Source organism: Chromobacterium sinusclupearum (genome assembly GCF_002902845.1).
Classification (GTDB): domain Bacteria; phylum Pseudomonadota; class Gammaproteobacteria; order Burkholderiales; family Chromobacteriaceae; genus Chromobacterium; species Chromobacterium sinusclupearum.
This window is the reverse complement of sequence record NZ_PPTF01000073.1, coordinates 53,808-67,202: the sequence shown is the minus strand read 5'-3', so window position 1 is coordinate 67,202 and position 13,395 is coordinate 53,808. Positions and strand designations below refer to the sequence as shown.

The following is a 13,395-nucleotide window of genomic DNA, read 5'->3' as shown; positions in this document are numbered from 1 at the left end:
CCCGGCGCGGCCGGGCTTCCGCCTTACAGCCACTTCCCGGGATTCATCAGCCCGTCCGGGTCCAGTGCGTGCTTGATGCTGCGCATCAATTCCAGCGCCAGCGGGTCTTTGTAGCGTACCAACCAGTCTTTCTTCAGCTGGCCGACGCCGTGTTCGGCCGCCAGCGTGCCGCCCAGACGGTAGACATGGTCGTAGACGATGGCGTTGACCGCCGGCTCGTCATCGAACAGATCGACATTGCCGGGCCGGGTGAAGCTGACGTTGTAGTGCAGATTGCCGTCGCCGGCATGGCCGAAGGCGACGATGCGCACGCCGGGAAACGCCCGCTCCAGATCCGCCGCGCAGTCGCGCACCAGTTGCGGCAGCGCCGAGGTGGGCACGGCGATGTCGTGCTTGATGCTGGGGCCGTCCTTGCGCTGGCTTTCCGATATCTCCTCGCGCAGCGTCCACAGCTTGCGTCGTTCGGTTTCGTTTTGCGCCATCACGCCGTCCAGCATGTCCTGCGTGGCCAGCCACTCCACCAGCGCGTCGTTAAGCTCGGCCGCGTCGCCGCCGTCGGAAAGCTCGATCAGCATCAGCCACGGCGCGGAAAACGGCATCAGCGCCGGATGGTGGCGCAGCAGCACCTGCTGGCAGTTGGCGTCGATGACCTCGAATGCGGTCAGGCGGTCGCCAAAGCGATGGCGCAGCCGGTTCAGCCAGTCTATCGCCGTCTCGATATCGCCGACGCCGACCATCGCGGTGGCGTGGGCGCTGGGCAGCGGAAACAGCTTCAGCGTGGCGGCGGTGATCAGGCCCAGCTGGCCTTCGGCGCCGATGAACAGCTGCTTCAGGTCCAGGCCGGTGGTGTCCTTGCGCAGGCCGGACAGCTGGTCCAGCACGCGGCCGTCCGGCAGCACCACTTCCAGCCCCAGCGTCAGCTCGCGCATGGTGCCGTAGCGCAGCACCGCCACGCCGCCGGCGTTGGTGGAAAGATTGCCGCCGATCTGGCAAGTTCCTTGCGAAGCCAGCGCCAGCGGAAACAGCCGTCCGGCCGCTTCTGCCGCCTGCTGGGCTTCCCATAGCGTGACGCCGGCGTCCACGGTCAGCGCATTGTTGTCGGTGTCCACCCGGCGTATGGTTTTCAAGCGGCGCAAGGCGACGATCAGTTGCCGGCCGCTGGCGTCCGGCGTGGCTGCGCCGCAAGTGGAGGTATTGCCGCCCTGCGGCACGATGGCTATTTTGTGCGCGCGGCACAGCCGGACGATGGCGGCCACTTCCGCGGTATTGCCCGGCAGAGCCACCGCCAGCGGCGCGCCCTGATAGCGGCGCCGCCAGTCCAGCGTGAACGGCGCGGTATCGTTTTGCGCGGTGAGGATGTATTGCGGGCCGATGGCGGCGGCCAGCTGCTGCAGGAAGTCGTTCATGCGGGTTCCAGAAAACTTTCGTCCACGGCCGCGTACAGGGCCTGCGGCGCGCCGCAGACGGCGGCCCAGTAGCGGTCGCCGTAGGACCAATGCCACCACTCGGACGGGTAGTTGACGAAGCCGGCCGCCCGCATCGCCTCACTCAGCATGCGCCGGTTGGCGCGGGCCTGGGCCGATATGGCGGGGCTGTCGGTGTAGCAGGCGCCGGCGGATTCCTCGCTGTCGGCATTGAACGGACAACCCATGTCCAGTTCCTGCCCCGTGGCATCGATCAGCGTCACGTCCAGCGCCGCGCCGGTGGGATGGGGCGCGACAGCCGGCGGCGCGACGTACAGGCTGGCCTCGCGCAACAGCGCGGCCTCGTCCAGTTCCGGCCGCAGTTCGCGGAGTTTGGCCAGATGCTCGTCGTAAGAGCGTTGCTGGCGCGCCAACGGCCGGTAGGCTTCCTTGACGCAGAAGCGCGGGCCATCCGGCAGATGGCGCGCGGCGATCCGCAGCCGCTCCGCCACCGCGCGGCGGGCTTTCAGAAAGTGCGGGCTGCGGCTGGCAATCTGGCTGCGGCTCAGGTCCACTGCCCAGTCCGGGTAGTCGGCCAGGTCCACGAACGGTTCGGCGATGCCGGCCAGCGGAATGGCCAGCAGGGCGGGGTCGGCAAGCGTCAGCATGGCGGCTTTCAGAAAGGCCCGTTGTTGTCGCGCAGCTTGTCCGGCAGGCCGTCGTGGCCGCCAAGCTCGCGCTCCGGCACGTCGTCCCAGTGCAGGGTCCCCAGGAACTGGTTGCGCTCGGGATGCACGGCGTAGTGGATGCGGTTGTCCTCTCTGTCCGTATCGCCTACGCACAGCAGGCGAACCGGCTGATCCGTGTTGTTGATGAAGGTATGAGCCAGGCCGTCTCCGGCCTTGAACCCTACCGAATCGCCCGGCTGCAGCCGGTACACGGTGCCATCCAGCCAGACATCGGGCGTGCCTTCCAGCACATGGACGAATTCGTCCTCGGTTTTTTCGGCATGGGGCCAACTGGTGCGGCAGCCCGGTTCCAGCAGTTCGTGATGGATGCCGAGCCGGGCGAAGCCATAGTGCTTGCCCAGCGCGCTGCCGCGGGATAGCGGTTCCTGGCTGCCGGAGTAATAGCGCGGCCTGTCGCTTTGCAGTTCGCTCCAATGTTTGATGCAGTCGGGGCGGCTCATGGGTCTTCCTCTGTAGTGGCCAGGCTGTCGCAGCCGTGGCCGATGGCGAGATAGCGCCGGGCCAGCCGTCGGAACCCCGGCTCGGCCCAGGCTGGCAAGCGGGGCAGATAGCGGCGCGGGGTTTGCAGCAGGCCGCAACGATAGCGCGGTGCGTCCCATTCCAGCGCGGGACAGGGGCCGGCGCGATGTTTCAGCAATAGCCGCGACAGCGGGCAGGGCGCGGCCGCGCAGCATACGCCGCAGCCGTTGCAGGGCTGGCCGGCGGCGGGCTTGGCCGGCGCGTCGATCCTCAACCATACCACCTGCCGGCTGGCCATGACAGGCGCGCTTATTCCGGGATGTCGGCCGCCATCAGCTCGTCCGGATGCTGCCAGCCCGGCTGGGCGGCGATGCGGGCGAGCCAGGCCTGGATATGGGGCCAATCGGCGATGTCCAGGCCGGCGTCGGACAGCCACCACAGGTAGGCGCACAGCGAGACGTCGGCGATGCTGACTTGGTCGCCGGCCAGATAGCGGCGCTCGGCCAGCTCCGTCTCCAGCACGGCCAGGTCTTCGCGCAGCCGCGCTTCCAGCCAGGCTTCCACCGCCGGTTCGTAGTGGGCCATTAGGCGGGAGTAGCGCAGATTGGGCAAGGACATGCCTAGGCGGTTGGTTTCCCAGTTCAGCCATTCGCGCACGCGCTGGCGTTCGCCCAGCGCGCCGCCCAGCGTGCCGTAGCTGTCGGCCAGCCATTGCAGGATGGCGTTGGACTGGCACAGCGGCACGCCGTCGGCCACCAGCACCGGCACTTCGCCGAAGCGGCTGGCGGTGCGGAAGTCTTCCGGACGTTCGGCGCGCGGCAGGGCGAGGTCGATGTGGGCGTAGTCGTGCGAGATGTCGGCCAATACCAGCGCCAGCCTGACCTTGTAGCTATGGCCGGAGTAGCGGTTGCCGTAGAGAATCAGCTTGCTCATTGCGTGTACTTTCTGTCGGGCGCTTCCATCATGTTAGCGCTTGCCGCGCGATCCCAGCCAGGCCGCGGCGAAGGCCAGCGGCAGCGAGAACAGCGCGGGGTTGGAATACGGGAACAGCGGCTTGGCGTGGCCCAGCGCGGCCACCCATACCGCTGGGCCGCAGACGATCAAGGCCAGCGCGCCGACGATGCCGGCCACGCCGCCCCACACCACGCCGCGCGCTCTCAGGCCGCGCCAGTGCAAGGCCAGCAGCAGCAGCGGGAAATTGGCCGAGGCGGCGATGGCGAAGGCCAGGCCCATCATCACGGCGATGTTCAGCTGCTGGAATACGGTGGACAACAGCATGGCGGCCAGGCCCAGGCCCAGCGTGGCCAGCCGCGATACCTTGAGCTCGCGCCGCGGATCGGTCTGGCCCTGTTTCAGCCAGCTGGCGTACAGGTCATGGCTGACCGCGCTGGCGCCGGCCAGCGTCAGGCCGGCCACCACGGCCAGGATGGTGGCGAAAGCCACCGCGGCGACCGCGGCGCGGGCGAAATCGCCGCCCAGCAGCTGCGCCAGATGCAGCGCCGCCATATTGCCGCCGCCCAGCAGCTTGCCGTCCGCGCCGTGGAAGCGTGGATCAGGGCCGATCAGCGTCAGCGCGCCATAGCCGATGATCAGATTCAGTAGGAAGAAGCCGGCCACCAGCCAAGTGGCGATGCCGACCGAACGCCGCGCGGCGCGCTCATCGGCCACGGTGAAGAAACGCATCAGCACATGCGGCAGACCCAGCAGGCCCAGGCTCAGCCCCAGGCCCAGCGACAGCACCTCCACCGGGTCGGACAAGGCCTGGCTGGGTAGGAAGGCGGCCGCGCCGCGCAGCTTTTCCGCGGCGGCGAACAGGGCGGCCGGGCTGCCGTTGTAACGCGCCAGCACGCCGCCAGCCAGGAGCAGGGCGCAGACAAACAGCAAGGCCGCCTTGCTCATCTGCACCCAGGTGGCCGCCAGCATGCCGCCCAGCGCCACGTAGATCATCATCAGCGCGCCCACCAGGCCCACCGCGGCCAGATAGGGCAGGCCGAACAGCAATTCGATCAGCTTGCCGGCGCCCACCAGCTGCACGATCAGGTAGCACAGCGTCACCGTCAGCGAGCTGGCGATGCCCACCAGCCGCACCCCGGCGTGGTCAAAGCGCTGGCTCAGCACGCCGGCCACGGTGTAGCGGCCCTGCCGCCGCAGCGGTTCGGCCAGCAGCAGGAGCAGCAGCGGCCAGCCGGCCAGGGTGCCCACGGCGTAAGCCAGCGAGTCATAACCCTGGCCCAGATACATGCCGGCCGCGCCGAGGAAGGCGGCGGCGGACAGGTAGTCGCCGGCCAGCGCCAGGCCGTTTTGCCAGGCCGGTACCCGGCCGCCGGCGGTATAGAAATCATTGAGCGAGGCGGTGCGGCGACGCGCGGCGGCGGTCAGCAGCAGGGTCAGCAGCGTCAGCGCCAGAAACAGCCATTGCGCCAGACTCATGCGCCATCCTCCCGGCGCAGATAGCCGTACAGCGTGGCGATCAGGCAGAACAGCAGCATCGCGGCCAGCGCCAGCGCGATGGAGGCTGGCACGCCGGCCAGGCTGATGGCCAGCCAGTGGGGCCGCAGGGCCAGGATCAGGTAGTAGCCGAGGCAGACCGCCGCAGCGAGGCAAACCAGTAACAGCTTCATGCGCGCTTCATTCGAGCAAAAGCCCGAGTTTAGCGGCCTTGCCACTGCATCACCAGCCTGGCTTCGCCAGGGCCGAAGTAATCCGCCTCGCGGCCCGTTTCGACAAAGCCCAGGCGGCGGTACAGCTCTGCCGCCGGATTGGCCGGGTCCACCGTCAGGCGAATGGTGTTCGCCTGCGGCCGCATGGCGGCCAGCGCCGCCTGCATCAAGGCCTTGCCTGCGCCCTGGCCGCGGCAGGACGGCAGCAGCGCCAGCGACAGCAGCCACAGTGCGTCCGGCTGTTGGCTGGGGGCGCCCAGGGCATAGCCGACGACCTGCCCGGCTTCGTCCTCGGCCAGCCAGAACCAGTCCGGCCACAGGTCCAGGGCCTGGCGGAAAAAGAAGTCGGGATAGACGTGGCTGCCGAATACCGCCAGTTCGACGGCGAAGATGGCGGCGAGGTCGGCGCGTTGGGCGGGGCGCAATTTCATCGGGTGGGTCCTGCTGTCTGGTTCCGGGGGAGGGCGTCAAGGGTAAACGATGGCGTGCTTTGCGCAAAGTCAGCCGATCAGCACGCTTAATGAAATGATCATATTTCTTGCGCAAACTGCCCGCTGTTTTGCCTGGTTTCCCTATTGCCTTGCCCATTCCGGAGCGTTGTCATGAGCGAATTGTCACGTCGCGAGTTTCTCAAGTTGTCGGCCGCCGGCATTGCCGCCGGCGCGCTGCCGCCCGGTTTGGCGGCAGCCATGGCGGCCCAGCCGGCCGGACGCAGCCTGTCCGCCGTCAAGCATGTCGTGGTGTTCATGCAGGAAAACCGGTCGTTCGACCATTATTTCGGCACCCTGCGCGGCGTGCGCGGTTTCAACGACCGCAGCGCTCTGCAATTGCGCAACGGCAACAGCGTGTTCAAGCAGCCCAATCTGCTGCAGCCGGCCGAGTATCCGTTTCATCTGGACAGCAGCCGCACCAGCGCGCAATACCTGAGCGACCTGGACCACTCCTGGTTGGGCACGCACGCCGCCTGGAACCTGGGCAAGTACGATGGCTGGGTGCCGGCCAAGACGGCGATGACCATGGGTTACTTCAACCGCGCCGACATTCCCTACCACTACGCGCTGGCCGACGCCTTCACCATCTGCGACCACTATTTCTGTTCGGTGCTGGGGCCGACCAACCCCAACCGCCTGTATCTGTGGAGCGGCATGATCAACCCGCAAGGCGGCAAGGGCGGGCCGGTGATCGACAACAGCGAGCTGGGTTACAGCTGGACCACCTATCCGGAGCGGCTGCAGAACGCCGGCGTCAGCTGGAAGGTGTATCAGGTGCTGGGCGACAATTTCGACGACAACGCGCTGGCCTGGTTCAAGCAGTACCGCAATGCCCAGGCCGGCAATCCGCTGCACGACCGCGGCATGGCCTCGGTGCCCAAGACCGGCGGCAACTCCGTGCAAGACCTGGTGGCCGCCATCCGCAACGACGCGGTCAACGGCACGCTGCCGCAGGTGTCATGGGTGGTGGCGCCGCAGGACTATTCCGAGCACCCCAGCGCCGCGCCGGCCGCCGGCGCCTATCTGATGGACCAAGTGCTGCAGGCCTTGACCGCCAATCCGGACGTGTGGGCCTCCACCGTGCTGCTGCTCAATTACGACGAGAACGACGGTTTCTTCGACCACGTGCCGCCGCCGATTCCGCCGTCCGGCACCGCCGACGAGTCCGTCGCCCTGTTGCCCATCGGCCTGGGGCCGCGCGTGCCCATGCTGGTGTTGTCGCCGTGGAGCCGCGGCGGCTATGTCTGCTCGCAGGTGTTCGATCACACCTCGGTGATCCGCTTCCTGGAAACCTGGACCGGCGTGCAGGAGCCGAACATCTCGGTCTGGCGGCGCAAAATCTGCGGCGACCTGACCAGCGCGCTGGATTTCGGCAACAGCAATATCACCGTGCCGGCCTTCCCGGACACCACGGCGCTGCTGACCCAGGCTCAGCAAACCAAGAATTGGCCCAAGCCCAGCGCGCCGGCGCCGGGCCAGATGCCGCAACAGGAACCCGGCCGCCGGCTGGCGCGTCCGCTGCCTTACCAGTGCAACGCTTACGCCAGCACGGACGTGTCGTCCGGCATCGTCTGGATACACATGCAGAACGGCGGCACGCAGGCGGCGCATTATTCGATCTACGCCAACGCCTACCGCATAGACGGCCCGTGGCAGTACGACGTGGCAGGCGGCGCCGAGAGCAAGGACTATTTCCATGTCCAGACCTACGGCCTCGGCTGGTACGACCTGACGCTGTACGGCCCGAACGGCTTCCTGCGCCGCTTCGCCGGCAATATCCATCAGGCGGGCGGCAAGCTGGAGGCGGCCAGCGGCGTCAGCGCCGCCGGTGGCGTGCCGACGCTGACGCTGCAGTTGAGCAATGGCGGCAAGTCGCCGGTGACCTTCCAGATCAGCGGCAACGGCTACGGCGGCTCGTCGCCGCAGCAGGTCAGCGTGGCGAACGGCGGCAGTCAGATACTGAGCTGGAATCTGTCCGGCGTTTACGGCTGGTACGACTTCACCGTCAGCTGCACCAACGACGCCAATTTCCTGCGCCGCCTGGTCGGCCACGTGGAAACCGGCGCCGCCAGCGTCACCGGCTGAGCGGCACCCCGCTCTCGTTCTGGGGGGCGGCCGCTGGGTTTCGCCCCTCAGGACGACAGCTTGCGGCCCAGCCGCTTCTCCACCTGCCGCCTCTCCCAGTCCGGGCCCAGGATGGGCAGCAACTCGAAAGTGTTTACCGCCTGCAGCAGCAGGCCTATGCCCCAGCCCAGCGCCGGCCAGACCACCCATAGCCGGTGCGGAGAAGTCAGCAGATTGACGGCGGCCAGCAGCGCCATCACCAGCGCGTATTGCGCCAGGTGGCGGTAAAAGCGCTTGAGGCGGTTCACGTGTTGCAGCGCCAGCATTTCTTCCAGTTCGCGGGAGGCGACGGGCGCGGAGGCGGTATCGGGGGCGGTCAAGTCGGTCATGGCGGGCTCCTGGTTCAGTTCCGAGAAATCGATCTCGAACACGGAGGCCAGCGACTTCAGCGACTCGACGCTGGCGCCCTGGCCGCGCTCGATGCGCTGGACGGTGCGCACGCTCAGACCGCTCAGATCAGCCAGTTGTTGTTGCGACCAGCCGCGTTGCAGCCTCAGTTTCTGTATCAGCATAAAACCTCCGTTCGATCACTGGACGCAGTGTGGGGGCGCTTAGGGCAAGAGACAACGACAGCGGGGCGACAGACAGACGACAGCGGCGCGACAATGCCCGCCAGGCTTGGGTTTCCAGCTGACGCCGGCCAGGAGCGCCGCCCGCGTTTCAGGCGCTCATCGGCATGATAGGGACAGGAAGCGGCGGCTGGCAAGGCGGCGCGCCGGAATGAAAAACGTCGCCGTTCGAGCGAACGGCGGCGCGGGAAGAGGCGGCTTGGCGCCGGGGCCTTACCACAGCACCTTGACCTTGCCTTCGCCCAGCCAATCGCTCAGCGCCAGCAGCAGGCCGTCATCGAGGCGCACGCCCCATTCCTGCGGCAGCATCAGCTCGCCCTTGGCCTTGCCGTTGTTGTAGGCCAGCCGCACCAGGCAGCCGGCGTCCTGGCTCTTGAACGGGTGCAGTTCCGACTTCAGCCGCGCGATGTCGGGCTTGGCCGGCAGCTGCAAGGACAGGCCGCGGGCGTAGCGGCTGCGCGCTTCGCCCAGGCTGTGCAGCTTGTCCACGATGATGCGCAGGCCGCCGGAGAAGCTGTCCTCGCTGACCTTGCCCTCCACCACCAGCACCACGTCCTCTTTGAGCTTGTCGCGGTTCAATTCGAAGCTCTCCGCGAACAGGCTGACTTCCAGCTTGGCGGTGCCGTCGTCCAACTGCACGAAGGCCATCTTGCCGCGATTGCCCACCTTGACGCGGATGCCGGTGACGAAGCCGGCCAAGAGCTGCGGCTCCTTGCGCGGAGTCAGCCGCGACAGCGTGGTCTTGATGAAGCCGCGCACTTCCTTCTCATAGGCGGAGAACGGGTGGCTGGACAGATAGAAGCCGATGGCCAACTTTTCCTCGGCCAGCTTGACCGCGTCGCTCCATGGACGGGTGGCGACCATTTCCACCGCTGGCGCGACGTCGTCGCCGAACATGTCGAACAGGCCGCCCTGGTTGGCGTTGGCGTGTTCCTGTTCGGCGGCGTCCATGGCCAGGCCGACATTGGCGAACAAGAGCGCGCGGTTCGGTTCGATGGCGTCGAAGGCGCCGGCGCGGATCAGCGCCTCGATCACCCGCTTGTTGACCAGCTTCTTGTCGGTGCGTTTGCAGAAATCGAACAGGTCGCTGAACGGCCCGCCGGCTTCGCGCACCGATACGATGTGGTCCACCGCGGCTTCGCCGGTGCCCTTGATCGCGCCCAGCGCGTAGCGGATTTCCTTGCGGCTGACCGGCACGAAGCGGTAGAAACTGTGGTTGACGTCCGGCGGCAGGAAGGTGATGCCGTTCTTGGCGTCCTGGCAATCGTCATAGAACACCTTCAGCTGGTCGGTGTTGTCCAATTCGGTGGACATCGTCGCCGCCATATAGGCCGCGCAGTGGTGGGCCTTCAGCCAGGCGGTGTGGTAGGCCACCAGCGCGTAGGCGGCGGCGTGCGATTTGTTGAAGCCGTAGCCGGCGAACTTCTCCATGTAGTCGAAGATTTCGTTGGCCTTGGCTTCCGGAATGTCCTGCTTGGCCGCGCCCTGCACGAACATCGCGCGCTGGGCCACCATCTCCTCGACCTTCTTCTTGCCCATCGCGCGGCGCAGCAAGTCGGCGCCGCCCAGCGAGTAGCCGCCGATCACCTGCGCCGACTGCATCACCTGTTCCTGGTACACCATGATGCCGTAGGTCGGCGCCAGCACCGGCTCCAAGAGCGGGTGCAGGTATTCGAACTTGGCGCCGTGCATGCGCTGGATGAAGTCCGGAATCAGGTCCATCGGGCCTGGGCGGTACAAGGCCACGAAGGCGATAATTTCCTCGAACTTGCTCGGTTTGGCCTCCACCAGCATCTTCTTCATGCCGGTGGACTCGAACTGGAACACGGCGGTGGTGTTGGCGGTGGCGAACACCTTGTAGGCGTCGCGGTCGTCCAGCGGCAGGTGGGCGACGTCCACGTCCTCGCCGCTGACCTGCTTGATGTACTTCTGCGCCAGTTCGATGATGGTGAGGTTGCGCAGGCCCAGGAAGTCGAACTTCACCAGGCCGATCTGCTCCACGTCGTCCTTGTCGAACTGCGAAACGGGAGACGCGCCTTCGCCGCTGGCGATGTACAGCGGGCAGAAGTCGGTCAGCTTGCCCGGCGCGATCAACACGCCGCCGGCGTGCATGCCCAGGCCGCGCGTCAGGTCTTCCAGCTTCATGGCCAGTTCGATCAGTTCCTGCGCGCCTTCGGATTCGATCACCTCGCCGATCTGCGGCTCCACCTGCATGGCCTTTTCCAGGCTCAAGGGTTTGTTCGCCTCCAGCGGGATCAGCTTGGACAGGCGGTCGCACAGGCCGAAAGGCAGGTCCAGCACGCGGCCGACGTCGCGGATCACCGACTTGGACGACATGGTGCCGAAGGTGGCGATCTGGCTCACCGCTTCCTCGCCGTATTTCTGCCGGGTGTATTCAATCACCCGCCAGCGGTTTTCCTGGCAGAAGTCCACGTCGAAGTCGGGCATGGACACCCGCTCCGGGTTCAGGAAGCGCTCGAACAGCAAGGCGTAGCGCAGCGGATCGAGGTCGGTGATGCTGAGGCTGTAGGCCACCAGCGAGCCGGCGCCGGAACCCCGGCCCGGCCCCACCGGGCAGCCGTTGGCCTTGCCCCACTGGATGAAGTCCGCCACGATCAGGAAGTAGCCGGGGAAGCCCATCTGGATGATGGTGTCGCACTCGAATTTCAGCCGCGCGTCGTATTCCGGCCGCCGGGCTTCGCGCACCGCTTCGTCCGGGTACAGCTGCTTCAGCCGCTCTTCCAGCCCGCGCTTGGCCTCGTAGACAAGGAAGTCGTCCAGCGTCATGCCGTCCGGCGTCGGGAACAGCGGCAGGTAGTTCTTGCCCAGCACCACGGAGATATTGCAGCGCTTGGCGATTTCCACCGTGTTGGCCAGCGCCTCCGGGATGTCGGCGAAGCGCTGCAGCATTTCATCGGCGCTGAGGAAATACTGGCATTCGTGGAAGCTGCGCGGACGGCGCTTGTCGCCCAGGGTATAGCCTTCGGCGATGCACACCCGCGCCTCGTGCGCCTTGAAGTCTTCCGGCTCCATGAACTGGATGGGGTGGGTGGCCACCACCGGCAGCGCCATCTCGCCGGCCAGCCACAAGGTGGCCTGCACCACGTTTTCGATCTGCGCGTTGTCCAGGCGCTGGACTTCCAGATAGAACGACCCCGGGAACAGTTTTTCCCAGTAAGCGGCGCGGCGTTGCGCTTCTTCGCGCTGGCCCATGGACAGCGCGATGCCGACGTCGCCGTGATGGGCGCCGGACAGGCACAACAGGTCGCGGTTGTCGCCGGCCTCCAGCCAGGCGCGCTTGATCTCGGCACGGCCGCGGTACTGGTTGTGGCTGAAGGCTTCGGTCAACAGTTCGCACAGCCGCCGGTAGCCTTCGCGGTTCTTCACCATCAGCATCAGCCGGTAGGGCTTGTCGCGATCCTCCTCGTTTTCCAGCCAGATGTCGGCGGAGACGATGGGTTTGACGCCCTTGTTGCGGCAGGCCTTGTAGAACTTGACCATGCCGAACAGATTCATCAGGTCGGATACGCCAAGCGCGGGCATCTGTTCCTTGACGGCGCGTTTGACCGCGTCATCGAGGCGGACGATGCCGTCGGTGATGGAGAACTCCGAGTGGAGGCGAAGGTGGACAAAGCGGGGTGCGTTCATTCCGGCATTTTACCGGCAGGCGAGGGCGCGAACCAGTTCAAATGATGGCTGGCACATCGTGGCCCAAGCGCATTAGAATGCTGGCATGGCAATTTTCACCGCAGGCGAAGAAAACCGATGGAGTTCAATGTGCAGCAATTGGAGCGGACGAATCTGTATCAACTGCTGGTGGGCTGCATCCTGCCGCGGCCTATCGCCTGGGTCAGCACCCAGGATTTGAAGGGGGTGTGCAATCTGGCGCCGTTTTCCTTCTTCAACGTGATGAGCGTGACGCCGCCGCTCTTGGGCATCAGCATCCTCAAACAGGCGTCGGAGCGAGACAAGGATACGCTGGCCAATATCCGGCTGACTGGGGAGCTGGTGGTCAACATCGTCAATCGGCCGCTGGCCGAGGCGATGAATGTCACCTGCGGCGCTTATGCGCCGGAAGTGGACGAATTCGAGCTGGCGGGTCTGGCCAGGGCGGCCAGCGTGACGGTCAAGCCGCCCGGCGTGGCGGAAGCGCCAGTGCGTCTGGAATGCACGCTGCATCAATGCCTGAGCTTCGGCCACGGCAGCGGCGCCGGCAATCTGGTGCTGGCCGAGGTCAAATACATCCACGTGGCGGACGAGGTGTGGCGCGACGGCGCGGTGGACGATCTGGCGTTGCAGGCGGTGGGCAAGCTGGGTGGGGATCGCTACAGCCTGGCGGAGCCGGCCTTCAGTCTGGCGCGTCCGGCCTGAGCTGCGCTTAGACCCGCTAAGCCAACCCCTGATCCTGCGTTGCGCCTCCTTGCCATACTACTTGTACTGTCTGCGTCGACGCGCCTTGGCTCAGGTTCTCTGATGAGGTTTGTGAGGTTTGGTTAGCGACGCTTAGAGCGCGGCCTGGGTTTGCTCGGACAGCGCGTCCAGCATGCCGTAGCGGCGCTGGTACTCGGCGCGCTTCTTGCTGGCGATGTCTTCCATGGCCTTGCGCGGCGGCGTCAGCGGAATGCGGTAGAAGCGGCCGTCATCCACCGGCTCGGCGTCCAGCGTCTGCCAGAAGCTGTCGTAGTCGGCGAAGAACTCGCGTCGATACCGCCATGAGCTGTAAATATGTTCGCGGTTGCCGATGGCCAGGATCTCGTCGGCGCCGATCTTGCGCGCCAATGCGGTCAGCGACTCCATCGCCAGCCGCTTCGGAAACAGGCCGTGCGCCGCCTTGGTGGCCAACTGCACGGCTTCCGCGCCATGCGGCTTGCGCGGGCCTTGCAGGCCGCCGATCACCAACACGATATCCTGTTCGCGGCGGGTCAGCGTGAAAGTCAGCG

13 protein-coding genes are annotated in these 13,395 nt (G+C 66.3%); 2 read left to right on the top strand and 11 right to left on the bottom strand.

Annotated elements, in window-relative coordinates:
• Positions 1-23: 23 nt before the first annotated feature.
• From C2134_RS15975 to C2134_RS15940, 8 genes are read right to left on the bottom strand one after another with little or no spacing between them, the layout of a single operon-like run.
• Positions 24-1,406 carry an FAD-binding oxidoreductase gene (locus tag C2134_RS15975; RefSeq protein WP_103321127.1) on the bottom strand — a complete coding sequence of 461 codons (1,383 nt, stop codon included), beginning with the start codon at positions 1,404-1,406 and terminating at the stop codon, positions 24-26.
• Positions 1,403-2,071, bottom strand: coding sequence for a M15 family metallopeptidase (locus C2134_RS15970; protein ID WP_233196479.1), 669 nt, complete (start codon positions 2,069-2,071; stop codon positions 1,403-1,405). Before C2134_RS15970 ends, C2134_RS15975 begins: the two co-directional genes overlap by 4 nt.
• A gap of 8 nt (positions 2,072-2,079) precedes the next feature.
• Positions 2,080-2,592 carry a cupin domain-containing protein gene (locus C2134_RS15965; RefSeq protein WP_103321126.1) on the bottom strand — a complete coding sequence of 171 codons (513 nt, stop codon included), beginning with the start codon at positions 2,590-2,592 and terminating at the stop codon, positions 2,080-2,082.
• Positions 2,589-2,909: a hypothetical protein gene (locus tag C2134_RS15960; protein WP_103321125.1), complete on the bottom strand. Its 321-nt coding sequence runs from the start codon at positions 2,907-2,909 to the stop codon at positions 2,589-2,591. Before C2134_RS15960 ends, C2134_RS15965 begins: the two co-directional genes overlap by 4 nt.
• Before the next feature lie 11 nt (positions 2,910-2,920).
• Positions 2,921-3,544: a glutathione S-transferase family protein gene (locus C2134_RS15955; RefSeq protein WP_103321124.1), complete on the bottom strand. Its 624-nt coding sequence runs from the start codon at positions 3,542-3,544 to the stop codon at positions 2,921-2,923.
• A gap of 33 nt (positions 3,545-3,577) precedes the next feature.
• Positions 3,578-5,041, bottom strand: a complete 1,464-nt coding sequence (locus C2134_RS15950; protein WP_103321123.1) for a sodium:solute symporter family transporter — start codon at positions 5,039-5,041, stop codon at positions 3,578-3,580.
• Positions 5,038-5,232, bottom strand: a complete 195-nt coding sequence (locus C2134_RS15945; protein ID WP_071109967.1) for a hypothetical protein — start codon at positions 5,230-5,232, stop codon at positions 5,038-5,040. Before C2134_RS15945 ends, C2134_RS15950 begins: the two co-directional genes overlap by 4 nt.
• Positions 5,233-5,261: 29 nt before the next feature.
• The gene (locus C2134_RS15940) at positions 5,262-5,702 is read right to left on the bottom strand and encodes a GNAT family N-acetyltransferase (protein WP_103321122.1); all 441 of its coding nucleotides are present in this window, start codon (positions 5,700-5,702) and stop codon (positions 5,262-5,264) included.
• 171 nt (positions 5,703-5,873) lie between these two features.
• On the opposite strand from C2134_RS15940, the gene C2134_RS15935 reads away from it, so the two are divergent.
• The gene (locus tag C2134_RS15935; protein WP_103321121.1) at positions 5,874-7,847 is read left to right on the top strand and encodes a phosphocholine-specific phospholipase C; all 1,974 of its coding nucleotides are present in this window, start codon (positions 5,874-5,876) and stop codon (positions 7,845-7,847) included.
• Positions 7,848-7,894: 47 nt separating this feature from the next.
• On the opposite strand, the gene C2134_RS15930 is transcribed toward C2134_RS15935, so the two are convergent.
• Positions 7,895-8,398, bottom strand: a complete 504-nt coding sequence (locus tag C2134_RS15930; protein WP_046158770.1) for a 2TM domain-containing protein — start codon at positions 8,396-8,398, stop codon at positions 7,895-7,897.
• A gap of 270 nt (positions 8,399-8,668) precedes the next feature.
• Entirely contained in the window at positions 8,669-12,103 is a 3,435-nt protein-coding gene (gene dnaE, locus C2134_RS15925) for a DNA polymerase III subunit alpha (RefSeq protein ID WP_103321120.1), read from the bottom strand.
• 117 nt (positions 12,104-12,220) lie between these two features.
• On the opposite strand from dnaE, the gene C2134_RS15920 reads away from it, so the two are divergent.
• Positions 12,221-12,826: a flavin reductase family protein gene (locus tag C2134_RS15920; protein ID WP_103321119.1), complete on the top strand. Its 606-nt coding sequence runs from the start codon at positions 12,221-12,223 to the stop codon at positions 12,824-12,826.
• Between the two features lie 132 nt (positions 12,827-12,958).
• Here C2134_RS15920 and C2134_RS21585 read toward each other — a convergent pair.
• A partial coding sequence (locus C2134_RS21585; RefSeq protein ID WP_158248806.1) for a DUF535 family protein occupies positions 12,959-13,395 on the bottom strand: 437 nt, incomplete at its 5' end.

What these genes read in the sequence shown, in the direction of transcription:
- C2134_RS15950 (WP_103321123.1), bottom strand. Translation starts at nt 5,041, where the DNA reads ATGAGTCTGGCGCAATGGCTGTTTCTGGCGCTGACGCTGCTGACCCTG.
- C2134_RS15975 (WP_103321127.1), bottom strand. Translation starts at nt 1,406, where the DNA reads ATGAACGACTTCCTGCAGCAGCTGGCCGCCGCCATCGGCCCGCAATAC.
- C2134_RS15960 (WP_103321125.1), bottom strand. Translation starts at nt 2,909, where the DNA reads ATGGCCAGCCGGCAGGTGGTATGGTTGAGGATCGACGCGCCGGCCAAG.
- C2134_RS15920 (WP_103321119.1), top strand. Translation starts at nt 12,221, where the DNA reads ATGGAGTTCAATGTGCAGCAATTGGAGCGGACGAATCTGTATCAACTG.
- C2134_RS15930 (WP_046158770.1), bottom strand. Translation starts at nt 8,398, where the DNA reads ATGCTGATACAGAAACTGAGGCTGCAACGCGGCTGGTCGCAACAACAA.
- dnaE (WP_103321120.1), bottom strand. Translation starts at nt 12,103, where the DNA reads ATGAACGCACCCCGCTTTGTCCACCTTCGCCTCCACTCGGAGTTCTCC.
- C2134_RS15955 (WP_103321124.1), bottom strand. Translation starts at nt 3,544, where the DNA reads ATGAGCAAGCTGATTCTCTACGGCAACCGCTACTCCGGCCATAGCTAC.
- C2134_RS15940 (WP_103321122.1), bottom strand. Translation starts at nt 5,702, where the DNA reads ATGAAATTGCGCCCCGCCCAACGCGCCGACCTCGCCGCCATCTTCGCC.
- C2134_RS15965 (WP_103321126.1), bottom strand. Translation starts at nt 2,592, where the DNA reads ATGAGCCGCCCCGACTGCATCAAACATTGGAGCGAACTGCAAAGCGAC.
- C2134_RS15970 (WP_233196479.1), bottom strand. Translation starts at nt 2,071, where the DNA reads ATGCTGACGCTTGCCGACCCCGCCCTGCTGGCCATTCCGCTGGCCGGC.
- C2134_RS15935 (WP_103321121.1), top strand. Translation starts at nt 5,874, where the DNA reads ATGAGCGAATTGTCACGTCGCGAGTTTCTCAAGTTGTCGGCCGCCGGC.
- C2134_RS15945 (WP_071109967.1), bottom strand. Translation starts at nt 5,232, where the DNA reads ATGAAGCTGTTACTGGTTTGCCTCGCTGCGGCGGTCTGCCTCGGCTAC.